Source organism: Ktedonosporobacter rubrisoli, assembly GCF_004208415.1.
Lineage (GTDB): Bacteria > Chloroflexota > Ktedonobacteria > Ktedonobacterales > Ktedonobacteraceae > Ktedonosporobacter > Ktedonosporobacter rubrisoli.
The window spans coordinates 1,101,320-1,126,105 of the sequence record NZ_CP035758.1 but is presented as its reverse complement, the minus strand read 5'-3'; the positions used below and the strand labels follow the sequence as shown (position 1 = coordinate 1,126,105).

The 24,786-nt window shown below is 51.8% G+C and carries 31 protein-coding genes; 14 read left to right on the top strand and 17 right to left on the bottom strand.

All coding sequences use genetic code 11. The features are described from left to right. Nucleotides 1-116: 116 nt before the first annotated feature. Nucleotides 117-1,136 carry a zinc-dependent alcohol dehydrogenase family protein gene (locus EPA93_RS05215; protein ID WP_129886031.1) on the bottom strand — a complete coding sequence of 340 codons (1,020 nt, stop codon included), beginning with the start codon at nucleotides 1,134-1,136 and terminating at the stop codon, nucleotides 117-119. Nucleotides 1,137-1,169: 33 nt separating this feature from the next. Then, nucleotides 1,170-1,970 (bottom strand): alpha/beta fold hydrolase, encoded by an 801-nt coding sequence (locus tag EPA93_RS05210; RefSeq protein WP_129886030.1) that lies wholly within the window; start codon nucleotides 1,968-1,970, stop codon nucleotides 1,170-1,172. Between the two features lie 261 nt (nucleotides 1,971-2,231). Between EPA93_RS05210 and EPA93_RS05205 the strand changes: the two genes are divergently transcribed. The 3 genes from EPA93_RS05205 to EPA93_RS05195 all read left to right on the top strand — a co-directional run bounded on the left by EPA93_RS05205 (nucleotide 2,232) and on the right by EPA93_RS05195 (nucleotide 5,704). Next, complete coding sequence (locus EPA93_RS05205) at nucleotides 2,232-2,888, top strand: TetR/AcrR family transcriptional regulator (RefSeq protein WP_165422888.1); 657 nt, start codon at nucleotides 2,232-2,234, stop codon at nucleotides 2,886-2,888. A 69-nt stretch (nucleotides 2,889-2,957) separates the two neighbouring features. Next, the gene (locus EPA93_RS05200; RefSeq protein ID WP_165422887.1) at nucleotides 2,958-4,631 is read left to right on the top strand and encodes an FAD-dependent monooxygenase; all 1,674 of its coding nucleotides are present in this window, start codon (nucleotides 2,958-2,960) and stop codon (nucleotides 4,629-4,631) included. Nucleotides 4,632-4,993: 362 nt separating this feature from the next. Beyond that, nucleotides 4,994-5,704 (top strand): TPR end-of-group domain-containing protein, encoded by a 711-nt coding sequence (locus EPA93_RS05195; protein ID WP_129886027.1) that lies wholly within the window; start codon nucleotides 4,994-4,996, stop codon nucleotides 5,702-5,704. 315 nt (nucleotides 5,705-6,019) lie between these two features. On the opposite strand, the gene EPA93_RS05190 is transcribed toward EPA93_RS05195, so the two are convergent. The 3 genes from EPA93_RS05190 to EPA93_RS05180 all read right to left on the bottom strand — a co-directional run bounded on the left by EPA93_RS05190 (nucleotide 6,020) and on the right by EPA93_RS05180 (nucleotide 7,362). Beyond that, nucleotides 6,020-6,412, bottom strand: coding sequence for a nucleoside triphosphate pyrophosphohydrolase family protein (locus tag EPA93_RS05190; RefSeq protein ID WP_129886026.1), 393 nt, complete (start codon nucleotides 6,410-6,412; stop codon nucleotides 6,020-6,022). A gap of 17 nt (nucleotides 6,413-6,429) precedes the next feature. Continuing rightward, nucleotides 6,430-6,801 carry a hypothetical protein gene (locus EPA93_RS05185; RefSeq protein WP_129886025.1) on the bottom strand — a complete coding sequence of 124 codons (372 nt, stop codon included), beginning with the start codon at nucleotides 6,799-6,801 and terminating at the stop codon, nucleotides 6,430-6,432. A gap of 117 nt (nucleotides 6,802-6,918) precedes the next feature. Beyond that, on the bottom strand, nucleotides 6,919-7,362 hold the full coding sequence (locus tag EPA93_RS05180; RefSeq protein ID WP_129886024.1) for a TIGR03667 family PPOX class F420-dependent oxidoreductase: 444 nt from the start codon (nucleotides 7,360-7,362) through the stop codon (nucleotides 6,919-6,921). Between the two features lie 614 nt (nucleotides 7,363-7,976). On the opposite strand from EPA93_RS05180, the gene EPA93_RS05175 reads away from it, so the two are divergent. Then, nucleotides 7,977-8,333, top strand: a complete 357-nt coding sequence (locus EPA93_RS05175) for a lectin (RefSeq protein ID WP_129886023.1) — start codon at nucleotides 7,977-7,979, stop codon at nucleotides 8,331-8,333. A gap of 311 nt (nucleotides 8,334-8,644) precedes the next feature. Here EPA93_RS05175 and EPA93_RS05170 read toward each other — a convergent pair whose 3' ends face one another. Genes EPA93_RS05170 through EPA93_RS05160 form a run of 3 tightly spaced genes read right to left on the bottom strand, consistent with a single transcriptional unit; the run spans nucleotide 8,645 to nucleotide 9,409 of the window. After that, on the bottom strand, nucleotides 8,645-8,923 hold the full coding sequence (locus EPA93_RS05170; protein ID WP_129886022.1) for a hypothetical protein: 279 nt from the start codon (nucleotides 8,921-8,923) through the stop codon (nucleotides 8,645-8,647). After that, entirely contained in the window at nucleotides 8,923-9,150 is a 228-nt protein-coding gene (locus EPA93_RS05165) for a hypothetical protein (RefSeq protein WP_129886021.1), read from the bottom strand. The genes EPA93_RS05170 and EPA93_RS05165 overlap by 1 nt, the downstream gene beginning before the upstream one ends. Before the next feature lie 34 nt (nucleotides 9,151-9,184). Continuing rightward, nucleotides 9,185-9,409 (bottom strand): hypothetical protein, encoded by a 225-nt coding sequence (locus EPA93_RS05160; RefSeq protein WP_129885404.1) that lies wholly within the window; start codon nucleotides 9,407-9,409, stop codon nucleotides 9,185-9,187. A gap of 232 nt (nucleotides 9,410-9,641) precedes the next feature. Between EPA93_RS05160 and EPA93_RS05155 the strand changes: the two genes are divergently transcribed. Together EPA93_RS05155 and EPA93_RS05150 are read left to right on the top strand one after the other, a co-directional pair. Next, nucleotides 9,642-9,869: a helix-turn-helix domain-containing protein gene (locus EPA93_RS05155; RefSeq protein ID WP_129886020.1), complete on the top strand. Its 228-nt coding sequence runs from the start codon at nucleotides 9,642-9,644 to the stop codon at nucleotides 9,867-9,869. A gap of 39 nt (nucleotides 9,870-9,908) precedes the next feature. Next, nucleotides 9,909-10,139, top strand: a complete 231-nt coding sequence (locus EPA93_RS05150; protein WP_129886019.1) for a helix-turn-helix domain-containing protein — start codon at nucleotides 9,909-9,911, stop codon at nucleotides 10,137-10,139. Nucleotides 10,140-10,288: 149 nt separating this feature from the next. Here EPA93_RS05150 and EPA93_RS50830 read toward each other — a convergent pair whose 3' ends face one another. Continuing rightward, nucleotides 10,289-10,912 carry a DUF4232 domain-containing protein gene (locus EPA93_RS50830; protein WP_165422885.1) on the bottom strand — a complete coding sequence of 208 codons (624 nt, stop codon included), beginning with the start codon at nucleotides 10,910-10,912 and terminating at the stop codon, nucleotides 10,289-10,291. 289 nt (nucleotides 10,913-11,201) lie between these two features. Between EPA93_RS50830 and EPA93_RS05140 the strand changes: the two genes are divergently transcribed. Next, a complete protein-coding gene (locus tag EPA93_RS05140) occupies nucleotides 11,202-11,738 on the top strand; it encodes a pyridoxamine 5'-phosphate oxidase family protein (protein ID WP_242527321.1) in 537 nt (178 codons plus the stop codon). 302 nt (nucleotides 11,739-12,040) lie between these two features. On the opposite strand, the gene EPA93_RS05135 is transcribed toward EPA93_RS05140, so the two are convergent. Next, nucleotides 12,041-12,547, bottom strand: a complete 507-nt coding sequence (locus EPA93_RS05135; protein WP_129886017.1) for a GyrI-like domain-containing protein — start codon at nucleotides 12,545-12,547, stop codon at nucleotides 12,041-12,043. 195 nt (nucleotides 12,548-12,742) lie between these two features. Here EPA93_RS05135 and EPA93_RS05130 point away from each other — a divergent pair, with 195 nt between their 5' ends. Together EPA93_RS05130 and EPA93_RS05125 are read left to right on the top strand one after the other, a co-directional pair. Continuing rightward, a complete protein-coding gene (locus tag EPA93_RS05130) occupies nucleotides 12,743-13,660 on the top strand; it encodes an ISAzo13-like element transposase-related protein (RefSeq protein ID WP_129886016.1) in 918 nt (305 codons plus the stop codon). Nucleotides 13,661-13,926: 266 nt separating this feature from the next. Continuing rightward, nucleotides 13,927-14,802, top strand: a complete 876-nt coding sequence (locus EPA93_RS05125) for a GNAT family N-acetyltransferase (protein ID WP_129886015.1) — start codon at nucleotides 13,927-13,929, stop codon at nucleotides 14,800-14,802. A 102-nt stretch (nucleotides 14,803-14,904) separates the two neighbouring features. Here EPA93_RS05125 and EPA93_RS05120 read toward each other — a convergent pair whose 3' ends face one another. The 3 genes from EPA93_RS05120 to EPA93_RS05110 form a co-directional block, all read right to left on the bottom strand. After that, the gene (locus EPA93_RS05120) at nucleotides 14,905-15,333 is read right to left on the bottom strand and encodes a hypothetical protein (RefSeq protein ID WP_129886014.1); all 429 of its coding nucleotides are present in this window, start codon (nucleotides 15,331-15,333) and stop codon (nucleotides 14,905-14,907) included. A 178-nt stretch (nucleotides 15,334-15,511) separates the two neighbouring features. After that, nucleotides 15,512-16,615 carry an aminopeptidase gene (locus tag EPA93_RS05115; RefSeq protein ID WP_129886013.1) on the bottom strand — a complete coding sequence of 368 codons (1,104 nt, stop codon included), beginning with the start codon at nucleotides 16,613-16,615 and terminating at the stop codon, nucleotides 15,512-15,514. Beyond that, nucleotides 16,612-17,238: an ArsR/SmtB family transcription factor gene (locus tag EPA93_RS05110; RefSeq protein WP_129886012.1), complete on the bottom strand. Its 627-nt coding sequence runs from the start codon at nucleotides 17,236-17,238 to the stop codon at nucleotides 16,612-16,614. Before EPA93_RS05110 ends, EPA93_RS05115 begins: the two co-directional genes overlap by 4 nt. 708 nt (nucleotides 17,239-17,946) lie before the next feature. Between EPA93_RS05110 and EPA93_RS05105 the strand changes: the two genes are divergently transcribed. Next, nucleotides 17,947-18,627, top strand: a complete 681-nt coding sequence (locus tag EPA93_RS05105; RefSeq protein WP_207229451.1) for a lysophospholipid acyltransferase family protein — start codon at nucleotides 17,947-17,949, stop codon at nucleotides 18,625-18,627. Nucleotides 18,628-18,688: 61 nt separating this feature from the next. Here the strand turns inward: EPA93_RS05105 and EPA93_RS05100 are convergent, their stop codons facing one another. Then, nucleotides 18,689-19,942: an epoxide hydrolase family protein gene (locus tag EPA93_RS05100; RefSeq protein WP_129886011.1), complete on the bottom strand. Its 1,254-nt coding sequence runs from the start codon at nucleotides 19,940-19,942 to the stop codon at nucleotides 18,689-18,691. Between the two features lie 13 nt (nucleotides 19,943-19,955). Continuing rightward, a complete protein-coding gene (locus EPA93_RS05095) occupies nucleotides 19,956-20,462 on the bottom strand; it encodes a MarR family winged helix-turn-helix transcriptional regulator (RefSeq protein ID WP_129886010.1) in 507 nt (168 codons plus the stop codon). A 303-nt stretch (nucleotides 20,463-20,765) separates the two neighbouring features. Here EPA93_RS05095 and EPA93_RS05090 point away from each other — a divergent pair, with 303 nt between their 5' ends. After that, entirely contained in the window at nucleotides 20,766-21,077 is a 312-nt protein-coding gene (locus EPA93_RS05090; RefSeq protein WP_129886009.1) for a putative quinol monooxygenase, read from the top strand. A gap of 303 nt (nucleotides 21,078-21,380) precedes the next feature. Here EPA93_RS05090 and EPA93_RS05085 read toward each other — a convergent pair whose 3' ends face one another. Next, entirely contained in the window at nucleotides 21,381-21,707 is a 327-nt protein-coding gene (locus tag EPA93_RS05085; protein WP_129886008.1) for a winged helix-turn-helix transcriptional regulator, read from the bottom strand. Nucleotides 21,708-21,872: 165 nt separating this feature from the next. On the opposite strand from EPA93_RS05085, the gene EPA93_RS05080 reads away from it, so the two are divergent. The 3 genes from EPA93_RS05080 (at nucleotide 21,873) to EPA93_RS05070 (ending at nucleotide 23,836) form a co-directional block, all read left to right on the top strand. Continuing rightward, nucleotides 21,873-22,367: a hypothetical protein gene (locus EPA93_RS05080; RefSeq protein ID WP_129886007.1), complete on the top strand. Its 495-nt coding sequence runs from the start codon at nucleotides 21,873-21,875 to the stop codon at nucleotides 22,365-22,367. Between the two features lie 293 nt (nucleotides 22,368-22,660). After that, the gene (locus EPA93_RS05075) at nucleotides 22,661-22,966 is read left to right on the top strand and encodes an antibiotic biosynthesis monooxygenase family protein (RefSeq protein ID WP_129886006.1); all 306 of its coding nucleotides are present in this window, start codon (nucleotides 22,661-22,663) and stop codon (nucleotides 22,964-22,966) included. Between the two features lie 432 nt (nucleotides 22,967-23,398). Beyond that, nucleotides 23,399-23,836, top strand: coding sequence for a VOC family protein (locus EPA93_RS05070; protein WP_165422884.1), 438 nt, complete (start codon nucleotides 23,399-23,401; stop codon nucleotides 23,834-23,836). An 11-nt stretch (nucleotides 23,837-23,847) separates the two neighbouring features. On the opposite strand, the gene EPA93_RS05065 is transcribed toward EPA93_RS05070, so the two are convergent. Further along, a complete protein-coding gene (locus tag EPA93_RS05065) occupies nucleotides 23,848-24,783 on the bottom strand; it encodes a LysR substrate-binding domain-containing protein (protein WP_165422883.1) in 936 nt (311 codons plus the stop codon). Nucleotides 24,784-24,786 lie beyond the last annotated feature (3 nt).

Sequence of the window (24,786 nt, the reverse complement as noted above, 5' to 3'; positions counted from 1 at the left end):
GCTTGGGCTTTGAAAAAGCTCTGGCGATGAGTTGGGGGCATGCCCCCAACTCGCATTTCAAGTCCGGAAAGTATCAAGTTATCTTTGCTGTTTGCGCAAATTGGGAACCAAGCTTCTCAATTCTGGCTGATTACGACCTTGCCAAATGCGCGGCCCTTCTCGTTATACTCGTATGCAGCCCTGGCCTCCGCAAAAGGGAATACGCGGTCGATGATGGGTCTGATACGATGCTTGGCAATAAATTTGTTCATGGCCTCAAACTGGGCGCGGCTCCCCGTGAAGATGGGGCGCAGGTTGACGACATTGAAGAAGAAGGTCCCAATATCGATGCTTGAGACATCGCTGGGCAGCCAGCCAATGAGGCTCACCTGTCCCGAGACTGCGGTTGCCTTGATCGATTGCTCAAGCGAGGCCGGCATTGTTGACTCCATGACCAGATCGACGCCCCGGCCATTCGTCAATTCGCGCACTGCTTCAGACCAGTTGGGCGTTGTACGCGTATTGATCACGGCATCGGCGCCCAAAGCACGCAAGCGCTCTACCTTGTCGGCGCTCGTGGTGGTGGCAATGACGCGGGCGCCGGCGGCCTTGGCGAATTGCAGGGCGAAGAGCGAACCCCCACCTGTTCCCAAGGGGAGTATGGTATCTCCGGCCTGCGGTAGGCTTTCCCGTTCCAAGGCATTCCAGGCAGTCAGGGCGGCTATAGGTAGGGTCGCGGCCTCTTCATAGGAAAGATGCTCAGGAAGCGGCAAGACAGTTTCTTCGCTCAAGAGCGCGTATTCGGTGAGAAAACCGTCAAGGCTGCCGCTGAGCTGCTTGCCCTGCTCTTCCCAGCTTGTAAAGGGACCGTCAATCCACTTGACGAGGGAATTTATGACGGCACGATCCCCCACGCGGGCCCGCGTGACGCCCGGACCTACAGCCACGATTTCGCCGGCGCCATCTGCTAACGGGATAACTTCAGGTTCCTTAATTGGCAAGGGATAGATACCCTGCAGGATGGCCTGCTCGCGGTAATTGAAAGAGCTGGCCCGTACGCGCAGCAAGACCTCGTGAGGGCCAGGGACTGGGATATCCTGCTCTTTCAAGGTGAGGCTGGCGAGGCCGCCGCCATTCTTTACGAAATAGCTTTTCATTTTCTGTTCTCCTTTTAGTGTAACGAGGGAAATCTATTGCAATGGATGACGCGCTAGAAAGGCATTGACGATGTTGCTGGCCTCTTGCCGAAATTCGACAAGATAGCCGTGGCGGGCGCCCTCAAGTATGGACAACTCTGCATTGAGAATGCGCTCAGCCGGTAGAGATGCGTTGCCCGTAGGGTTGAGCATATCGGCACTGCCATGTAAAATGAGCGTTGGCGCCGTAATCTGGGGCAAGGACTCCCAGGCATCATGGGCTTCGCTGGCCTGGCTGATCAGCTTGCGGGCGTATTCGGGAATCGGCATATTTCCAAAGCTTGCCCTGACGGTTTCCCGGTTCGCAGCCGCCCAGGCTGGTGAGAAAAACAGGGCAGCTATCTTTTGTAGGGCTTCCTGGGGATCGCCGGGCGGATTGCTCCATAGCGCCTCGACTTCGGCAGAGCGCGCAATGCCGTGAGCCGAACCTGGAGAAGTTGCGCCGAGGACTAATGCGCCTACACGCTGGCTGTAGTTGATGCCTAGCCATTGGCTGATGCGTCCACCTAGCGAGAAGCCATATACATGGGCGCGTGCAATGCCGAGATGATCGAGTACGGCAATCATGTCTTGCGCAAGTCCACGCGTCGTATAAGCGGGCTCGGCTGGCTTATCGCTTAGGCCGGTCCCGCGATGATCGACGATGATAACTTGATAGCGCTCTGTAAAGTCAGTGCGCAACTCCTTCCAGGATGTATGATCCATCCCCTGGCCATTCACCAGTAACAAGGGCTCACCCTGTCCCGAAACTTCATAGTAGAGGCGTGTCCCATCGGGAACTGTGACAAATGGCATATGGTAAGTATTCCCCTAATCTCTCTAGAATCTTTTCGCAGAAGGGCATGTGATCCTTTAGCAAAATCACAGCCTTTCTTTATTTAAATTGATACAAAACAGTTCTGTTTCAATATCGTAATGATACAAAACTGTTTTGTATCATGTCAAGGGGAAGATAGATTTGACAAGGGTTGTATTTTTCTCCTTTTCATGGTATATTTTCTTTGGCAATAGAAACGAGACGGTATCGTAATGTTACTAAACACGGGAGGCACCATCATGACAAACCAAAAAGGCGAAACATCGAAAGGGGGACGACCGCGTAGTCTACAAGCGCAGCAAGACATTTTTGCTGCCACACTCAGCAGCCTGGCGACCCAGGGATTTGAGGCCATGAGTGTCGATGCGATTGCTGCCAAAGCGGGCGTGGGCAAGCAGACAATCTATCGTTGGTGGCCTTCAAAAGAGGCCCTCGTGATAGACGTAATCAAAAACTTGCAGCAGACATACAATCCAGTGATTGACACAGGCTCGCTTCGCCAGGATCTCATCATGATGTTCACCAACACGTTCCAGATGATGAGTGATCCCGATGCCAGAGGATTCCTGATTCAAGGGCTCGCAATGATGACGAATCATCCTGAAATTTACCAGACCTTCCGCGATCAGGTTGTCACTCCGCGCTTATGGCAGGCAGAGCAGGTGATCAGGCGGGCACAAGAGCGGGGAGAAGTTCGGCAGGACATTGATGCTAGCGAAGTTATTGGGCTGCTTGCCGGTCCGCTCTGGTATCACCTGCTTTTAGATACTAATGGCATTCCGCTCGCTCCTGGCCTGATTGAGCGGCTCGTCGATGCAGTTCTTCACGGAATTGCAACGCAAAGCCAGCAGGCCGAAGCCGGAAGGAGCGCTTCACCCGAGGCCACAGAGCCGTAAGAATGACGATCTGTGTACAGAGCATCACTGATGAAAAACTCAATGAATGCAAGATCGAAAGGAAAAACTATGAAGAATCAACAACATACTCCGGTTTTGATTGTGGGAGCTGGTGGGGCTGGATTGTCCCTATCTCTCCTGCTGCAGCAACAGGGAATTGCTTCGGTCCTGATCGAGCGGCGTTCCGACGTCTCCTGGTACCCGCGAGCGCGCAACCTCAATTTCCGCTCATTGGAAATTCTGCGTGGGCTGGGGCTGTCCTCCGAAGCCCATGCTGTAGGAGCAAGACCCTCGCGTCTGATCCGCAAGGAAAGCCTCGCCTCAAGACAGCAAGAGGAGGTTCTTGATCCTATCACCTTGTTTGAAGGGGCGTTTGAAGATATAACCCCAGAACCAGTTGTTTGGTATTGTCCACAAAGCCGACTTGAACCCTTGCTGCTCACGCATGCACGCCGACGTGATATTGATGTGCGCTATAATACCGAACTTGTCTCATTTACCCAGGACGATACTGCTGTGACAGTCACCTTACAGGACCGGACTACCGGAAGACGAGAGGTCCTTAGTTTCGATTATCTGCTGGCGGCTGATGGCGCTCATAGCAAGGTTCGCGAGAAGCTCGGCCTGCCAGGGAAAGGGTACGGAGCGCTTGAGGAGTACTTTCTCTTCATCTACTTTCGGGCGAACTGGAGACAGTTCATGCAAGAAAACGAGTCGGCCGGGGATGTGCTGCTCATTGAGAACTCCACTGTGAATGCCCTCTTCATGAGAGCTGAGAAGGATCTGGGCATGCTGACGATCAGATACCGACCGGCACAGGGGCAGTCTGCGGAGGTGTACACCCGCGAACGCTGTCAGGACTTGTTGCGAGCCGCGATAGGAGACCCGAATATTCCTTTCGAGCTCCTGGATATCTCGCCCTGGCGAGCTGCTGAACATGTGGCCGATCAGTTCCAACAGGGGCGGGTGTTCCTGGTTGGGGATGCAGCCCATACCATGCCTCCCTACGAGGGGCTTGGCGTCAATATGGCGCTGCAAGGAGCGCAGAATCTGGTTTGGAAACTGGCGGCTACTATCAAGGGGCAGGCCTCACCAGAACTTCTCTCGACCTATACGACCGAGCGCCATCCCGTGACCTGGATGGCGGCTGAGCAATCACTCGCGGGGATGATGGAGCGACCAGAATTGAAACAGCATTCTCTTTTTGCCAGAACAGAGGAGGAGCGCGCCAAACTGGCCAAACAGCCACCTGCTCCGCTGTTTGTTCCCATTTTGGGCTACCGCTATCGTTCTGATGCTATTGTCTCAGAAGAGGCAGTCCCACCGTCGCAGCAGGGGATAGAACTGCTGGGTAGTATGGAGTTGAACGGACAGCCCGGCACACGCGTGCCGCATCTGTGGGTCGAGCGCAGTGGGCAGCGTCTCTCCACGCTTGACTTGTTCGACGGCTCCTTCGTCTTGTTCACTGGCTCTGGTGGAGCTTCCTGGTGCGAGGCGGCATCTGCGGTTGCCGAGAAATTGGGCATCAAGCTTTCGGCCTACCGCATCGGGCCATCTTGGGATCTGCTTGATGTGGAGAACGGTTGGCACAAGCTGGGTATCTCTCCTGAGGGAGTGATGTTGGCGCGGCCTGATGGCTTTGTGGCCTGGCGCCACAGCGATTCCGTAGCCAACCACGAGGAGCAACTCCAGCAGGTGTTGCTGCGCATTCTTGGTCGCGCGACGGCTCAGCCAGCTTTGTAGAGGGCATGTTCCCAGGCGGCTATTAAGTGCCTCAATTTTGCTATCGCAAGACACCATCTTGTAGAACCGGGCGGATGATGGTAGAACGTTCGACGGCTTGTGCTCTTTGAGGCTTAGAGAGCACAAGGCCGAGAGTGGGAGAAACGATTTTGTTATGAACCGTTACATCCCATGCGAAGAAAGTTGGCACCACCATCTTCCCGTAGTATCTCTGATCAGCAGGATAATGCCCACGAAATCAAGTTATTGCAAATTTTACAGGCTATGGGATAGGATAGAAGAAATTCTGACTAGAAATATATTTATTGCTAATGTTATACTTGTCACTATAATAGTCTTCTAAAGAAACTGGGAATTCTTAGATGCAGCAAAAAGCGCTTCAGGCAAGTCTTCTTGCGTTGCTCTCACAGGCCAGGCAAGCAGAGCTGAGATGGATAAGCAGCTTGAGCGAGGATGAGCGCGAAGCGCATGGAACCTTGCAGCACTGGTCGGTAAAGGATCTTCTGGCTCATATGGCGGCCTGGAAAGCGCGCGGAGCAGAAAGGCTCACAGCTCTGGCACGTGGAACAACGCTTCCCATGCAAAAAAGCCTCGATCAGTTCAATGAAGAGAAATTCCTTGCTTCCCAGAGCTTATCATGGCAAGAGGTACAGGAGGAAGCTTTGCGCGCCTTTGCCACGCTGATGGAACAGGTGGAAAAGCTGCCGCAGGAAGTCTTTATGAAGCCGGAAGAGCTTGTCTGGCAAATCATGGCTTGTGGCGGCAAGCATCCCTACCGCCATCTCGCCGAGTTCTATTTGCAGCGCGGCGAGATCCAACCTGCGATGCAGATCTATGATGAGTTGATCGAGGTGCTGCGCGCGATGCCTCTGCCGCCAGCGGAACTGGGGCGGGCTATCTATCAATTGGCGTGCTTCTCGGCTCTGGCAGGGCTTCATAACAGATCCCTTATGGCCCTTGCCGAAGCGCTCCAACTTGAGCCCACGGCTCGTGAATGGTTGGAACAAGAGAGCGTCCTTGATCCTCTGCGTTCGCTTCCAGCTTTCCAGGCTCTCTACAGTGGGCCGATATGAAATCAGATCAACGCTACTGGAGATTGGCTGGCTTGCCCGAGGAATAGCCCTCAAACAGTCTTCCCCCTACAAGGGCGAGTGCCTCTTGCGCAAAGGCTTATCATTCCGATGTCTTAAGGTGCGAAAGCAGCATCTTCACTGCCCAATGTTTTGAGCCAGCCGTTTCCAGGTTGCGTGCTCCTTCAGCCCAGTGCTGGGCGTTTGCTAAGCGCTTTTCTAAATCGGCGGTATTGCTCTCTCATGGGGAGAGCAATACCAATCCTCAAGCACAGGTGATGTTTGGCGTAATAGAGGGAGAAGCATTTTTTTCCAACTTCACTCGTTTTCCATGCCTGCTCCATTGTTTTCCAGCATCGCGAGATTCGCGTATCCTTCCTGGATCATCTCTTTCCAAGCATGAGCAAGATCAATGTGGTAGTAATTGCTGAGATTCACCAGCATGAACAGAAGCCTCGTAATGTCGAGCTCGATATGAGCGGTTTCCGGCGGGGCTGCTGCTATCCCTTCAACGGTCAAGACGCTGTGCGCCAGCGTACCAGCTTCACCAACCATATCTGCCATGAGAGCGCTTGGGTCCCAGGGCCCGAGGACTTCAGGTGCATAGAGGCGGCTCGCTACCTCCTGGGTATCAGTAATGATCTTCTCAAGTTTCATATGATCATGTAAGCGTGTAATGACGCTCAATCCTTTCTCAAAAGAGTGAAGCACTTTTTTCGCTCTTAGCGTCAGCGTGCCTTTTGCTGGCGTGTCCTGGTTACCCTGTCATGGATGGTTTGGACAAACGCAGCGTCGTCAAGCCTTGCGCGTGTCGGCAGAATCCATTCATTCCAGGCCTTTTCAAGATCAATGTGGTAGTGATTGCTGATTGCTACCAGCATGAAGAGCATGTCAGCAACATCATGTGCGAGGCGGGGCGGACGAGCAGGGTGTGCCGGAAGCTTCCCCTCGGTAACCAATGTACTTTCGGCAAGAACGCCGATGACTCTACTCAATTCCACGACGAGCGTACTTGGGTCCTCACTTACGTGCGGCCCAACCAATTCATTAACGCGCTGTATGAAATCCTGGGTATCGTTCACTATGTTCTCAAGTTCCATATACTCGTTGGAGCACAAAGTGTGCTCAACTCCTTTCTGAGGAATTCTGCAAATGCAGTATTAGCGAATCTAGTCTTCTATAACCTTCGTACCATGAGAGCGGTGGTCAAAGAAGATTTATGTCCCATTTGGCGCATATCTGAGCGATACGGGATGAATGCGTAAGGAGACGGAAACGCTTTCTGCGAGTTGTTTCGGCGTGATCTGGAACCGGGAGAAAAATTCATGATATTTTTCCAGGTAGGCAGGAACCTGGTCTGCCGGAGGATCATCCGAACATACCTCCGCCTTCCCTGTGATAACAATGACCTCTCTTTCGCCACTCGCTTCCAGGTGCAGCGAGACGTTAGGGTTCTGCTGAATATGTGCCAGGCGTTTCGCATTCGCTCGGCAGTAGATAAGCAGCGTAGTTGTTGCTTCATCCCACAGAAACCAGACAGGGACTGGCTGTGGCACTCCTTTTGTGTCAACGGTTGTTAGCCAGATCAATGGTTCGTCATGCAGTCGGCGCGCAATGCTTGCCCCAGATGGCGAGGTCGGATCTGGAAGGTGAAAAGGCATGCACTCTTCCTCTCATTTGTTCATCGTCTGTTGGATTGTGTCTTTCGATTGCTTGGACGGGTGCCTCCGTCGCCTTTCATACTAGAGGAGGGAAACCTCATGATCAATAGGCAGCCGTGCGCTTGTGTTGAGTATTGAACACAACAGCGAAACTGTTGAGGAATGAGAGGTGGGCAGGAGCCCGTTACGCGGAAAAAGAGAGGAGCAGATGCTATGCCAATTCTGAAGAGACGTATAGATCAACGCGTGTTCGGATGCAGCTTACTAAAATAGAAAAATAGCAGAGTATTTTTGTAGTATATACTGCTGGATCAGATTATACGCTACTGTAGCATATGGATAAAATAATGTTTTGGCAGGGCACTTATAATGTATTTTAGGAAGCTGGTATAGAAAAAGTATGGTGCTGTTTGAGCATCAGAAAGGAAGAAAGATTGCTAGTCGCATAGTAGTTTCATTATTGTGCTCAGACATGAGATCCCAAGGTTTCATGCCCTCTGTCTCCTCAAGTGCGTTAGCAGAGATACTTTTAATCTCAGGCTATATTAAAGAGGAGATGACCAGAGCAATGGAGGATGGAAGAAGAATAGTTTTTCTGGGGAAAGAGGTAAAACATGGTAAATATTCTCCAACCTGACGAAGCTCTGTATCCTGGAGATCAATTGAACTCCAATAACGACGATTACATCTTTATTCTGCAGGACGATGGCAATCTTGTCTTGTATTGTGTGGCTTATGAGACATACAACCCCTTATGGGCATCGGGCACCAATGGCTACCCCGCACAAATGTGCATTATGCAGGCCGATGGCAATCTTGTCATCTACGATCCCGCTGGCGATCCTCTCTGGGCTTCGGGCACCAACGGCTACGACGATTCGTATCTAATCATTCAGGATGATGGCAATGCCGTCATCTATACACCTTATGGCGATCCCGTCTGGGCCACAGGAACCAATGGGGAGTGCTGAGGCCGGACAAGAGGTTTGGCAGGGAATTAAATACTTCCTGGCGGTTCCTGCAGATTGCTAGAATTGACTAAAAGGTACAAATCTAGATTTGTTGCACTTCTGGGTTGGGGCAAGTGGAGAGGGAATGCGCAGAGATGGACAAATAGTGCTTTGCGGGGTGGATTGATTGGTGGATATGTAGAATGGGTATCCTGTAAAGCCGCTGTATCTCTGTAAATTGGTAGCATATGTAGAGCGGTTGAACTGTTGAGCATCTATGAGAAGAGGGACAGGCGAAAACATATGCCCCTCTTCTCGTTTATCTGTATTGTTTAGATTAACTCGGGATCATCGATAGCGCGGCCCAGGCGGCTTACCCAGCCATCGCGCTGTAGCAGCCAGGAAGCGCTAATGATGCTGCCTTCCTGCAAGGCCAGCAGAGAAAGCGCGCCCTCTTTGGCCAGTTCGGCCAGCTCGTTGAATTGCTGCTCGGCCAACTCTTGCAAGCGGGCACGCGTGAGCAAGGCCGCGTAAAGTTGCTCACGGCGCTCCTCGCACTGCTCGATTTCGTCGCGCAGTTGAGCGATCGAGAGCGTAAGAGGCTCTTGCATCAAGCCTTGCCTCCTTGCTGTCTATGAGCGCTACCAACGGGAACATAGGGGCTTTCTCCCAGGCGCAGAAAGAGATGCTCCAGCAGCACAACCAGCTCGCGATTCTGGGCGGTGAGCCGTCCGGGGGGACGGTGGTAATCAAGAAACTGGTGAATGAGCCCATGAAGGGCGATTGCTTCCGTGTAACTGACCACAAGCCAGCACATCGGTTCCTCGTAGCGGCGCATAGCCTGTTGTTTCTCCTTTGTCTGATGAGCAGGCTTAGCGCTGCAGAACGTCTTTATAGGTCTCGAACGTGATCTCCGCAGCCTCTTCCTGACCTACCAGCGGAACGAGCTTCTGATAGTGCGTCTCGATGGCCGCGTATTTTTGCCGTACAAATTCGTGCTGCCCCACGCAGGCATAGCCCGACAACCCACGCTTGACCGCTTCACATTCCAGGGCTATCTGCTCACGCAGACGCGCCACTTCACTCTTCATCTCCATATCCCACGAATCCTTTCTTTGTACGTGGCCAGCTTCGCTCACAGTTCCGGACTGTCGAGCGCGCTGGCCTTGCCGATGAATATTGAATAGTTTCCACTTAGAAAATACCATGGAAAACCCAAACTGTCAATGTAAATTGCAGTTACAATGAGCTCTTTTCATTTTGAAGCTACATTGAAGGGTCTCCTATAAGGTCGCTTACTGTTACAATTTGCATAAAAAGGCGGGATCTATGTCAAGGCTTAGGTTAAGAGTAAAGGAAATTGCTGAAGAGAAGGGTATTGATCCTACTACGCTTTCTTATAAAGCTTTTATGCCTGTTATTACAATCAAGGCGATTTATGAAGATCCGTACAAAAATGTATTTACAGATACCCTTCAAAAATTGGCGAAGGCGTTAGAGGTCTCGATATTTGATTTGATGGAGGAAGTGCCTGATGAAGAACAGGATAAAAATTAAGAAGATGCATAATCATACTGTAAGATAAGGTGAGGATTAATGCCAAGACTTAGATTAAGAGTGAAGGAAGTTTCTCAGGAGAAAGGGGTCAGCATAATGATGCTTTCTCGCAAGTCCTATCTTGCCTTGAATACGATCAGATCTATTTACCACAATCCTTATCGAAGAGTGGGAACAGATACCCTTCAAAAATTGGCGAAGGCGTTAGAGGTCTCGATATTTGATTTGATGGAGGAAGTACCCGACGAAGAGCCGGGCGAGAAGAAGTGAGCGCTAAATCAGATCTTGTCCAAAAAAGGGATTGTTAAGGGGGCGCCGCGACCTAGCGGATTGGCCCTTAACCGGGGCCTTGGAGGCTACGTCGCGATCAAGCGAATGAGCCCCAAAGATATCTTTCTCGGCTTGTAGAGCGTGAGTCCTCAGACAAACACTCCTAGAACCTTATTCGGCATTAGAGGAGAGATTTCCAAGATATTTCGAAACGGGCAGAACTGGACCGCAACCAGCAAGGAATCCTGAGAGGGAGGCAGCATGACCAGCAGAAAAGAGACTGAGGAAGCAAAGGACCCTGGAGGGCCTGCACCTGGAGGGAGCTTCCCACAGCCCAAGTTGGCCCACTCAACCACGAAATAAGCCTTTCCTCCTGGCTCCAGGACAAACCGATGGGGCGCATGCGTGGTATACAGATAGCCTACTAGGGATTGCTTGATATCCGCTTGAATGGGCTGGTGTCGAGAATTCTGGAGATGGAGCGCCGGATAGCCGGAGAGCGTACAACGCTGCTTCGACTGGTTCAGCAGAACCAGCTGCATGCCCTCGTTGCTCGTAGCGGCTGCCTTCGTATCAAGAGCGAGTTGGAGGTGCTGGGTTTGACAGGGGGTGGCGGCTAAAGACGAAGGGGAAGGCGAAGGCTCTAACCTTGGGGTTGGCTTAGTCGGTGTAGTATTAGCCGAAGATGGGGTGAGAGCGCAGCCACCGAGGATGAAAGCCACTAAGCACAGCCAGAAGAACCTTAACTTCCCTTCGTTGGGGTGATGCTTCATCGGAACCTGTCTCCTTTCATTGTCCCAATCATTAGGGCTCCTCATTTATTTCGTTCCTTGAATGGAATGTCCTTCTATGGAGCATAATGAAGATTGAAGCAATTTCGTCGCGAAAACTAAATATCTACTTCTAGCCAATTTCCTCTGAAACGGTTTAGCGATATGGGAGTAACAAGCGAGATTCGCTGGGAATATGGAAGGCTCCACCCATGCAAATCTTTTCCAACTTTCCTGCGTGCAAAAAGAAATGGCTGATATATTCTCGCTTCTTGCGCGAGGAACGGAACGCTTGAAAGGAGTTCTTAGGATGAATGAGCCCATCACAAAACTTGACACCCGACACGGCATACCGCTCGGAGAGGCCACGCCATGGGAGGAGGCGCGTCGGTTGCTGGAAACAGCCGATCTGTTTTGGCTCTCAACAGTGCGGGCTGATGGTCGCCCTCACGTCACACCACTCGTAGCCGTGTGGCACGAAGGGGCCATCCACTTTACAACTACTGAGATTGCACAAAAAACTATCAACCTGTGTGAAAACCCGCACGTCATTCTGACGACCGGCTGCAACCAGAAAGAAGGACTTAGCGTGGTAGTTGAGGGCGATGCTGTGCGGGTCACCGATCAGGACACGCTCGAACGCTTAGCCTCAGTGTGGGCAACCAAGTGGGATGGAAGCTGGCCATATCAGGTACGCAACGGTTATTTTTACCTCTACGATGAAGAAGAACAAAGAGTCCTCACAGATTCGAACTTCGTATTCACAGTCAAACCCACCAGGATATCCGCATTTGCCACAGGCGTCAGCCGGACCATCTACCAATTCTAACTGCTCGCGTCTCATCGTTACGCAACATACATTGGCCGCTTTCCATCGCTTGAGACAGAACGCGGCCGTGTGCAAACCTTCATACTATGGCTCACCCTTTATTTAGCAGGAGCTGAAAAAGCTTCTAGGGACTCTCGAAAATTAAATTGTCCCAGAGAGGATATTGGCCCTTGAGACTCAAGGGCCAGGATATGGCAGAGCGAAGTTCGGTCTTCTGTGACAACGAGTGCTTCACGCCGCTTCATGTCTCGCAACAAAACGGAGGCCAGTCCGAGTGCCGAGTTGACAGGTGTGACAGACGGTTACCAGGGTTGATGATCCGCCAGCCGAATCGCCACTTCTGTTTCCCATTTCGCTTGATCCGGCTCCTCGTTTGGATCGGTGAGGAAAGACATCAGACGTGCGCCGAACGCCCGGCCCTTCTCCGTTTCCCAGGCATCCCACATCAGACCCTTTTGCACTCCCCAGTCCAGGAGCGCAGCATTGGCTTCGATGCCACGGTCCCACCCGGCGTAGACGAGGGAGGCATACTGACCCGCCGGCAGAACACCTGCCGTGACGCGGCCATCAGTGGAGGAGGCGCTTGCCACAGGGATACCCACCTCAATTTCGAGCAGCGCCTCCATATCGATAACGAGATTGCGCAGGAAAGGCGCACCTGCTGGGGCTACACCCCGCTTTCCCAACCAGGCAAACACTTCCCCACGGAGTTGCTGTATAGCGGTATCCAATTCTTGCATGGTGGTATAGGTGCGAATCGCCACGTAGTGTTGCTCATGGCGATTCTCCAACTTCGGTTCGGTAATCATAGATGTTTCCCCTTTTGCTTTTTCTGATACCATTGAAAATAGGACAATACATAGGTGCTATTCCCGTTACCATGGGGAAAGTCGGTAACTAGCTGGCATGTATGCTGGCAGATAAGAGGCCCTAGAGTATAAACCAGTCGGTTCGTACCCTGGAGGTGATAGACTGGAGCGCGCAAAGCTTTAGGAGGCAAGAAGGTGGAATTAGTCGAAGAAGTGAAAGAGCTGTTGAGAGAGACGGAAAAAGTGCTCAAAGGCAGTGCCCGGCGCGTGTTTATGGCACGGACCGTACGAGCACTAGGAGAAGGAGGTCAGCGCCTGGCAGAACGAGAGTTGGGATGGAATCGTGGAACGATCCGCAAAGGTTTGCACGAACTGGTGCAAGGCATTATCTGCCTCGATGCGTACGCGGCGCGAGGACGCAAGCGCAGTGAGCAGCATCTGTCCAACTTACTCAGCGATATCACGGCCATCGTGGATGGACAGAGCCAAGCAGACCCGCAGTTTCGCACCAACCGTCTGTATACGCGGCTCACCGCGACAGAAGTCCGCCGCCAACTTATTGCTCAAAAGGGCTACAGTGATGCTGAATTACCGATCCTCGCCGCTGATCATGATTTTCAACCAAAGACGACCGTGACCCCTGTGGGCCTTTTCTTGCCTGCTTTTGATGAAGTTTTCTTCTATGGAGTGACGTCCAAAGTCACCAGCGACTGTTTGGTGGATTGCTTGATTGATTGGTGGGAGGCTACGCGAGAACGCTTCTCTCACATCACTACCCTCGTCATCAATCTTGATAGTGGACCAGAAAATCACAGTCGGCGTACGCAGTTCATGCAGCGTCTGGTGGAATTTGTGCAACAGTATCACATGGATATCCGTCTCGCGTATTATCCTCCTTACCACAGCAAATACAATCCGATTGAACGCTGCTGGGGGATTTTAGAGCAGCACTGGAATGGTTCTTTGCTCGATTCGGTCGACGCGGTGATCTCCTATGCCCGCACGATGACTTGGAAAGGAAAACATCCCGTCGTCGAATTGGTGACGAGTATCTATCAGACCGGCGTCAAATTGAACAAGGAGGCAATGGACGCCATTGAAACTCAACTGTAACGCTTACCTTCCTTGGAAAAATGGTTCGTGGACATCGTGTATCACGCACTAGATCATTCGGGATGATTAATAATTCTTGAATCCCCTAGTGAAATATAGCGTAAATTGAAGAGCCTGGGTATAATATGAAGGGGCATATATAGGCGCATGAATGCCCCAAAGGCCAGTAGGCAAGGAACGCGTATACCGGCGCCAGATAGTAAGCCAAACTTGTCTGCAAGTTTTCCCTGAGATTTGTCAGCGTGCAAGATCAAGAAAGAGGAACAATGGCCAGCATTCGCAGAGCCAGAGAAAGCGACCTACCACAGATACACGATATTTTCTATCAGAACGAAATGGAGGGCGTTACTAATCCGCCGCCCATCGGCCAGGCTTTAGCTGAGACGCGCCATGTCTTCCAGTCCGGCGCAATGTACGTAGCGGAACAGGATGGCCAGGTTATCGGCTATGCGGGCTCGATTACGCGTGGCAGCATTAGCTTTCTCACCGACCTGTTTGTGCGCCCGGCTGTACAATCCGCCGGACTGGGCAAAGCTTTGCTCCAGGCGGCTCAGCCCCGTGGCGAACTCACGCGCTGCACCCTGAGCTCAACCGATCCGCGAGCCCAGGCCCTCTATATTCGTTCGGGCATGCAGCCGCAATTTCCCCATTTCAACCTGCGCTGGCAAGCTCAACCGCGCCCGGCTGCTCCTGGCGGAGAGCTTGAAATTGTGGGCGCAGATCCCAGCGAGATTGTCAGGATGGATGTGCGCATCTGTGGACGCGAGCGCCCGCAAGAACATCGCTTCTGGCAGGAAGAACAGGAGGCGGTTCCGCTCTATCTACGGCGCCAGGGCCACGTCATTGGCTACGGCTATGTACGCCTCAAAGCCCATAGCCTGTGGTTTCCCCAACTCTGCAAGGTAGGGCCAGTTGGAGTTTACGCGGTCGAAGATGCCGCAGAGGCTACCCTGGCCCTTGTTGACTGGGCCTGCCAGCGCGCTAGTGTCGTGCGCATCGACGTTCCCGGCCCGCATCCTGCCCTGGCTCCCTTGCTGGATAGCGGCTTCCAGATTACCTATGTCGAGACCTTTGTCTCTGCGGCCAAGCAAGCATTTTTTGATGCTCGTTGCTACATCCCTTCGAGCTCGGACCTGCTCTAAACACCAGATAGAGAGCGCAAGGCGTGGGCTGAGCGCTCCACGCAGCATAGCCGCAGGTAGGCGGCCCTTTTCAGGCCGCTTCCTTTGAGTGGGACTTGATGATTACTTGACGTCGTTCTGTTGGACAGGATTATAGGCGCCCAGCGGCGTAGAGACCGCAATCCGGCGCGTTCCGTCCGCTAGCGTTACCACTTGATAGGCGTTATGCTCCTGGCCAACGGCTTTGCCTGCGCTATCAAGATTTTCGAGCACCAGGTGTCCGACCCAGATGCCAGGCACCTCAACCTCAGTGACGATATCACGAGCGCGCACACCGTAGATCTGCTGGGAATGGTAAAATTGTCGCCCCTGCTCGAAAAAGCCTCGGGTTTGCTGTGGCTCGGTAATTGCCAGGCAACCCTGAGCCGTTACGGCCAGAGCAGGGTAGTTGTAGATGGTAGCCAGTCCATCAAAGTTACCCTCAGTCAGATATTGCATGTAGCGGGCGAAAAACTCTTCGATTGATTCGTTTGCCTGAGCGATATATCCCATATCAAAGCTCCTTTCGCCTCGCATTTTAGCGCATAAAGCGGTGAACATCTGTCCTCAAATAGGCGGTCGAAGAACGAAAAATGTGCAGATCGGCCTTGCTTCCCTCGTCCTCAGCGATGTCAGGCCGAGGGGAGGCTGCAATTGCGCATTCCGTGGGAGTTTCAAGCAAACAACCATCTTAAATGACAAACTTGCCATCTTTGCTGAAAAGTTCCCCATCCACGCGTACTTCGCCGCCTTCACGCAGATCACAGACCATATCCCAGTGCAACGATGAGTGATTGACCGAACCTGTCTTTGGGTAGCCAGCGCCCAAAGCCAGATGAATAGTGCCTCCCATTTTTTCATCGAAAAGGATGTTTTTCACGCAACGATTGACATGCGGATTATTGCCAAAGGCAAATTCTCCCAGTCGCCGCGCTCCTTCATCCATACTCAGCATCTTGTCAAGGTAATCCTGTCCATGGGCTGCATGGGCTTCCACCACCACGCCATTCTCGAAACGCAGGCGTACATCTTCGATCGAATAGCCACCGAACGAAGCGGGAAAGCTATAACGAATGAAGCCATTGGCCGAGGTCTCGACGGGGCCAGTGTAGAACTCTCCTCCAGGGAAGTTCGCATGCCCGTCATCGCTGATAAAAGTGCGCCCCTCAATAGAGAGTGTCAGGTCGGTATCTTTGCCGACCACATGGACTGTCCTTTTCCCTTTGAGCCACTGCACAAGCCGCTCCTGCTCCTGAGCCAGTTCCCGCCAGCGCGCTACCGGATCTTCATCGTTTAGAAAGCAGGCATGAAAGACAAACTCTGCAAAATCGCTGAGAGACATCTCAGCATCCTGAGCGTAAGCATTAGTGGGAAACATCGCGGCGCACGTGCGAAGGGTCTGCTCAGCGCTACGCTGCATCCCGGTACGCTGGAGCTCAATCTGGGCTTTTTGTGCGAGGGCTATACGTTCGGAATCGACCCCACTCATACTTTTTGTATTGTCTGTAGAAAAGAACAAGAGGTGACAGTCGTACTCCTCAATGAACAAACGCCTAATAGGGGGAATCGAGGTAATCTGCTCGTCAGAGCCTTCCTTCATCAGGATCTCCTTCAGGCCAGTTATGGAAGGAAAGACCTCAGCAAGCGCGCCCGTGCGCAAGGCAACGCGGTACACCTCGCGTAGCAAAGGTGCGGCCTGTGCATCGGCTTCGATAGCACAGCGTTCCCCCTTTTTTAACCCGAGCGAGTAGTTGACCAGGACATGAGCCATCCGCTGTAAGCGAAGATCGATCACGAAAACTTCTCCTTTGTATCCTCTTTACCAGGATGAAATTGAGTACTATCCGGGATATCGATTGGCAGCTCTTTCCCAGAGGAGGGATACATCAACAGCGTACTCACTACCTCCTGCTCCCCCTCAATCCCTCTTGGCACTTGATACGGCTCCAGCAACTTGAGCATCTGATTAAAAACACGCTTCATCTCCTCAGGAGTCATATATACTTGCGTTTCTCCCCAGCCGAAATTCGGCGGCCGATCCTGCTGCTCAAGCTCTTTGAGCAAGGCTTCAAGAAATCTCTGTTGCGTCTGCTCCAGCCAGTCAGCCATGGTTGGCAGCACAGCGTTGGCTGGAATGGAGAGCAAGAGGTCTGGAGGCACCCAAAAAGTGTGCGCCACGGATTGATAGTATTTTTCGAGAATTCCCCCTTTTTCTCGTGTCTCGACCAGGCGGAGCAAGCCCACTTTCTCCAACTCACGCACATGATAATGCACTCTGGCCGAGGCCAGCTTAAGCCTATCTGCTACCTGCTTCACGGTCATGGGATGCTCACGGAGCAGTTCTAAAATATGCGTGCGCAGCACGTCGGCGATTGCACGCAGTTGTTCCAGGTTTTCGATTCTGTAAAGTTCTTGCATAGGATTTTTGGCTGATCAAATTTTTTTGATCATGTAATTTTATTATAATGACCAAATTTATTTAGTCAACAAGCAAACTGAGAAGACAACTGCTTTTAGCACTAGTTTTCCAACTGAAAAGTGAGATTTACCCACGCCATGCATAATGAGCTATAAAAAGCTCTGGGAGCCTTCTGCATCGTTCTTTGCTGTCAGAAGTGAGTGATAATTCTGATACCCCGTGAGAAAAAGCGCGTGCATTGAAGCTGCCGGTGAGGTGTTTCAGTAAAAAGATCAATATTAGATGCAGGAAACGTTTGAGAGCGAAAATATAGCGTGAGTTGTAGAGTATCTGTATAATGTAAAAGGATCTGAATTGTTTTTGGCTGTGAAAAAGTGAATGGATTGTGCAGATCAAAACTCGCTAAACGGATTGGGACGGCAAGAAAGATTCACGAAAAAGTTCAGCACGAGAAACGCACTTCTGAAGAGTGCTCCCTCCTCAAAAGGTCGTGGGAAAATCGGCGTCCCTCTGCGCGTAAAGCTTCTGCGAACCACATGGTGTGATAGAATAATCTTAAAGGATGTCCCTTCAGAAGAATCCGCTAAGCGCTCATTTGATCGCTGTTGAGGCCGAGGAGAGAGAAGGCAACCCTCAAGCAAGCGGCGAGATGCAAGGTAGGAGCACGGCCAGGAAAGACGAGTAGATGTTTGAGGAAAGGTAGAGAGATGAGCCCCTTGGTGTACTCCGAGAAGAAAAATAAAGGCAGGAATGGCATGTATCGCTTTTTAGCAATTGTCGCTTACTTGATCATCCCGCGGTTTTTCCGCGTCAAGGTGACTGGCAAGGAGCATGTTCCGCAGCAAGGTGGTATTGTGCTTACCTGCAATCATATTTCCTGGTTGGATGTCATATTGTTAGCTTTTGTCGTCCTGCCACGCCCCATTCACTATATGGCCAAGAAAGAGCTATTTCAGCAAAAATTGGTAGCCTGGTTTTTGCGCTCTATGCATGCGTTTCCTGTAGATCGGCAGAAGCCAGGGCCAAGTGCTCTCAAAATTCCGCTTGCCGCGCTGCAGAGCGGTGAAGTCGTCGGGATTTTTCCCAGCGGGACCAGAGCAAGCGAGGATGCTGCTTTAAAGCAAGGTGCTGTGACTATTGCCATGCGGGCAAAGTCTCCACTGATCGTCGCTGTCTATCAAGGGCCAAAACGCTTTAAACTCTCCTACCTCTGGCACAGACCTTCTATTTCAATGCACTTTTGGCCGGCCTTGCTGATTCCGAACGAGGGAGATCGCAAACAAGCCCAGGCGATGGTCATGCAGCAATTAAGCTTGCTGCTCGGTAGCGAACCGGGCAGCAAGGAAGCCCAGCCTGATTTCTCGGCTCAAAGCTTGCCTGGCAACTAACAGCCAGCAACGCTTATAATCCGAGGGCGCAGATCTGCTCAAAGCTTCGTGGTAATTGAGATTAGCGATAATCCCGGAAGGTGCGGCGCAGATCGTCAACCCAGGCGTGCGGGATTTCCCAGGGGATGAAGTGGCCACCACGCTCGTGCACCGTGATGTTGACATGGTTATACCAAGCAGCCCGATCGCTGTCCAGGAAATCCTTGACGCGATTCTGTGTAGAGACTCCCGGCGGGTTCTCATAGCCCACAAACGTAATGCCGGTGGGCGCTTCGATGACCGGCCAGCGATCGTGGGCGGGCGTCCAGGGATAGCGGTTGGCATTCGCATACATGCGCATCGAAGTTTCGATGGCATTATTGACCCAATAAATCATCGCATGCGTGAGGATATCGTCTTTTGAGAAAACGTTCTCAATATTGCCAGCGTTATCGCTCCACTTCATCCAGCGCTCAAGAATCCAGGCCAGCATGCCCACGGGAGAGTCGCTAAGGCCGTAAGCCAGGGTACTCGAATCGAGCACATGCACGGCCAGATGGGACGCGAAACGGCGGTCGAGTTCGATGATCCTGGCCCGAATATCTTCAGGGATGTTCTCGGGAATAGGCAGCCCGCCGCTAAAGTCCCAGCCCCGATCTCCATTGAACATATTGAGCTTTCGGGCGGAGCCGATATGGATCGCGTACAGCTCGCTGGCATATTTATGCCCAAGCTGACCACTTACCAGCGCACCGATATCGCAGCCGCCAGCAGCGTACTTTTCATAGCCCAGGACGCCAGTCATCAGCGTGTGCCAAAGATCGGCAACCTTCCAGAAATTCATGTCTTGATTGTTTATGAGTGGCGTCGAGAAGCCGAAACCAGGCAGCGAGGGCACGATCACATCAAAAGCCTCTGCCGGGTCGCCACCGAAGGCCGCAGGGTCCGCCAGCGGATTAATGACCTTAGACCAGTGCCAGAAGGTCCACGGCCAGCCATGAGTCAAAATCAGCGGAAGCGGATTTGGGCCGATCCCAGCTTTGCGCATGAAATGTACTGGCACGCCAGCAACGTTCACCTGGTAATGCTCGTAGCGGTTGATGGCTGCCTCGGCCTTGTGCCAGTCGTAGGCCTTGAGCCAGTAGTCAACCAGCTCCTCAAGGTAGTCTCGTCTAATGCCATAATACCAATCATCATTGCCCACACCCAGCGGCCAGCGCGTGAGCTTGAGCCGCGTGCGCAGGTCCGCGAGTTGTTCGTCCGAGACGTGAATCTTTGTAGGCTGCAGCGGAAATACTGAGCCTCCCTGAGAGGTTCTATCCAGTCTTCCAGGCATAGGTTACTCCTTTTTAATCTTTTGGTTTCGTGAGTTGTGCGCTCTTGCCGGAAGAAGATGGATGTAGGGGCAGCTCTGCCTTTCTTTCTAATTCGATCGCATGGGCCAGCGCCGGCACTGCAGCGGCAATGGCCTCACGTTCTTCCTGGGGCAAGCGGTCGAGCAAGCTGGCAAGTTGCTTTACACGTGCGGCGCGGCGTACTGCGACGATCTGTGCTCCGCGTGGCGTGAGCTGTATCTGGACCGCGCGACCATCGCGAGGATCGGCGCGGCGCTCGACTAATCCGTCATCTTCGAGCCGTTTCACCATTTGTGTGATGGCCGGTTGCGTCATTTGTTCGGTTGCCGTCAACTCTGTCAGGTGCAGCGGGCCTTTGCGCGAAAGCGTGTGCAACACCGACAGTGTGGTGAAGCTCAAGCGTTCCACCGAGGGCAAACGAATAAAGATTGTCGTAAATTCTTCGATGATGGTTGTCAAGTCGCTGACGTTCAGGTCAGGATCGGCAAATTGATCTGTCATGGCCAGATTATATCACAAATTTATATAAAATACTTATGTATAAATCGGCCACAATTGGCCAGATGTGGGCAGAACTTTATCTCATGGGGTAAGGATTCTCCTATGAAGAGCCAGGCGTGGAGCTTGCGCGCTTTCAGCAAGGCGCAATAAATAATGACGGGCGAACGGGAAAACAGTCAATTTCCTATAAAACCACTTGACAGCTATCCGATATATCGGTTATATTTGCAATACGATATATCACAATATATCGTATTCATAACGAAAGCTTGTTCCTGAACTTAGCGAAAGGCAAAGAGATTTATGAAACAGTATTATGCACAACATGTAAAAGCGACTGTCAAGCCCGGCAAACGCGACGAACTCATTCAACAATTACAACAATTAAGCGCTGAGCTGCTTACGCGTGCCTCTGGCTGCATCTATTATTTAATAAGTACGACCGAAGAGCCTGACGTGTTGTGGATTTCGGAGCTATGGACATCTAAGGAGGCGAAGGATGCTATCGCCATGAAGCCAGAATCGGCAAAGGGCATGAAAGAGCTCATGCCACTCATTACGTCGATGACCGATCGGACCCATCTGACGGTAGTTGGTGGTACTGGCGTCGATTAAAAGTGACATTCGCCATTCTCTCACGAGTCTTATGACATAGCTGGCAGAGCGAAGCGAAGCCCTTTGAAGTTCGGCCAACTCGCTCATGTCCGAACCACAGTCTCTTGACCGCCTTCCGGCAGCCTTTTAACCGTTCCATGCACTCCAATCATCAGTGTTTGCCCGGAAGGCCACACGCCTACCTCAAGGAGGCCATAATATCGTAGAAACCCATCTTCAGCGTTTCCCCTCTCTGGGAAGATGGTTCGTCGATATCAGATGGTCTCAGCCAACTATCTGGGATAGTTAATTCTTCTTGAGTCTCTAAGAGGACTTGCCCCACTTTTGGCTCCAATTGTACATCTCCGCAAAGATCGCGCGATACTCTTCCCCCTTCTCTGTCAAGGAATATTCCACGGTAACAGGCACTGTGGGAAACACGCGACGCTGGATAATCTCGTGTTTTTCCAGGTGACGCAGGGCATCGGTTAGCGATTTGGTATTGATATTGGCCAACTGCCTGCGCAGTTCATTGAAGCGCTGAGGGCCAGTATACAGTTGGGCAAGGATGAGAAAAGACCACTTGCCGTCAAGGATGCGCAGGGCCTCAACGATACGGGGCAAGCAAGTTGGATCTACAGTTGTATACATCAAAATCCCTCCTAACAAAAGGATAGTAAGTAGATTTCTTGAAACAATTGCTAAAAATATTGCGTACTTCAAATCATATACTTTCCCCTCTACAATAGCACAGAATGTAAAGCCTGGCTTGAACGAAATAAATGTCAATTACACTATTTAGGAGGTAGAGAAAATATGACAGTCGAGACGCCGGCCACTCCTGGTCCACCTGCCTTTTCAAAGCTTGCAACGCTGCTATCAGGTGGGCTTAATGCGATCTTCAAGCTTATATTGCGCTCGCCGTTGCATGGGCTGCTCAGCAAGAGCTTTATCCTTGTCTCATTTAAGGGACGTAATAGCGGCAAAACCTACACCATTGTCGTAGGCTATCAGCGGGTCGGGGAGGTGCTAGAAGTGCTCTCGCCGCGAAACTGGTGGAAGAACATTCGCGGCCAGAACACGGCAATGCGCGTATTGTTGCAGGGGCGATGGTACAACGGAAGCGGTCAGGCCTTTCATCGCGACGAAACCGTCACCGCTACCTATCTGCGTGCCATGCAGCGAGCTCCATCCCTGATCAAAATGTATCGGGTAGAGGTAGATGCCAGCGGCCAGCCAAAGCTTGAGAGCGTGCGCCAGGCTACACGCAACGTTGGCGTCGTGCATATTCGCCTTGCAGGACTGGAGTAACGGGAAGTAAGCTCATTTTCGACCTGCTTTGTGCTCCATTGCTACTCCTATCATCGGAACGGGCCAACTAACGGGTTGGCCCGTTTGCTGAGCTCGCAAAAAAATTTGAAATAAGAGGTCGAAGATCATATATTATTAGAGATATAATATTCACTGATCAGCTAGAGAAGCTCAAAGAAGCTAGATGCATGCTCATCAAGGCATACTAGAATAATCCCTGATTCTCGGGATTAAATATGCAGCCCGAGGACTTTCTCAAAGATGTCAGTATGTAAAGAAGAGGAAAATATATAATGGCTATCGAGATCGTTATATTTCGTTTACAAGAGGAAGTTACGCGCGCAGACTTTCTCGCCGCCGTTGACGAGACCACAGCCTTGCTTAAGACGCAGACTGGCTTTCTGAGCAGGACCGTGAGTCAGGCGGAGAGCGGAGAATGGATAGATATCCTCACCTGGGAATCTATTGAGGCTGCTAAAGCAGCGGCTGCGGTGTTTCAGACTGATGCGGCAGGAAAGCGCTTCTCAGCGTATCTGGACCCCCAGCTGATCCAGGTCTTCTATACCGAAGCTGTTGTAGAGGCATCAGCCAGCAAATAGGCAAAATGCGTTTATCTGGAATTACTGTGCGTTCTTCATAGAAGTGCGCCTTTCACAAGCAAATTTTGGAGACAGGGAACAGAGAAGCGCAAATTGCAGCTTGCTTTTGCCTCCCAAAGGAAAAGATTCGAGTGTTTCTTCCTCAACAAGTTTCGAATGATCTCTTGGAAGCTGGCAAAGACCGCAAGAATTTCCTAGAATGAGCCCCGAGAGGCTGCTATCCTATAGAGCGCATGGTGATGTGATAGGTGATCAACCCCGATCACTGATCCGTGTTCTGCCCTGCGGTCCGCTGGGGAAGCTCCTTATGAGAAATCGCACTCTTCGGGAGACAGAATGCGAAAGTATCCTCCACATGGCGCGGGCCGTATGGGCAGCAATAGAAGTGAGCCTGCCAAAAAGGGAGTTTGAAGCAAGGTAAGGAGAATTTACTTGAGATATCAAGGCATTAATCATGTGAGCATCCTTGTGAGAAATAATGAGCGAGCTCGTCATTTCTTCGTTGATGTGCTCGGTTTTCGGCAGCATAAGCGCATCCCCGTCTGGTTCGTCGGCGGTTCTGGTGTGGTGCATGCCGTTGAGATTCCCGATGCCCCGATGGAGAAACCCCTGCCCTATGATGTCGTCAGGCATGCAGCCTTTCAGGTGGATGATTTGCAAGAAGTCTTAGCGCGTCTTTTAAGAGCCTCACTGAAACCCTATCAGGTTGATATGCAGATGCAGCAAAAGTTTTTGACCGATCCGAACGATGATCTCTCGTATGGCACGGAAACTGTTTTTGTCGCTGACTATGATGGAAATCTCTTTGAGTTCGTCCAGATAGGTCGCGGACTCTTCGTTGAAGAAGCAGATTTGTTTCAGGAGAAGTAACCTCGTCTAATCTACTCTCTGATGCTGGCAACTGACTTGTTGCGTTGCTCCAATACCTCGCGCGTAGCTGTCAGAAAGTTTTGTACCAGGGGCGAACTATCAGCTCTTCGCCACACCAGCAGCGTCTCGATGATGTCAGCTTCGTGCAAGTTGGCCAGGGGACGATAGATAACCCCCTGATCGCGCATGCTTACTGCTGAAGCTGGCACAATAGAGATGCCCATGTTGGCGGCTACCAGGCCGAGCAGCATGCGTAGATCTGCAACCTCCTGCGTGATGTGCGGACTGAAGCCGCAGAGCTGGACAATGCGGTCATAGAAAAAGTGTGAGGCCTGGCGATGGCAAAAAATAAATGCCTCGTTAATGAGCGATCGCAGCGCGATGGCTGGCTGTGAGGCGAGGGGATGCTCAGGAGCGCAGACGACGACCAGGGGAATGCGCTCAATAACCAGCATGTCAAGATCCTTCGGCAGATCAGACGAGCACGCTGCAAAGCCGAGCTGTATCTCTTGTGCCTGAATTGCTTGCCATTGTTCCTGCAGATTTGTCGCTCTAAGCTGTATCTCGACGGTGGGAAAGCGCTGGCGATAGAGCTGCAGGATAGCGGGAATGATAGCATCTGTGACCTCGGCGCTCTGGAAATACCCGATATTCAGACGTCCCACAAGCCCCTGTTTGGCATCCTGCATGCGTGCCAGCGCTTGTTCCATTTCGTCGAGAACGTGCCGGGCTTCCGCCAAAAAAACCTCGCCCGCAGCCGTCAACGTAACTGTATGATAATTGCGCTCAAAGAGACGCACGCCTAACATGTGCTCTAACTGCCGAATCTGCTGACTGAGAGGCGGTTGAGCAATCTGTAATTTCTCGGCAGCCCGGCTAAAGTGAAGCTCCTCAGCTACAGCCACAAAATAGCGCAGGTGGCGCAGCTCTATATCCTTGCTATACATATT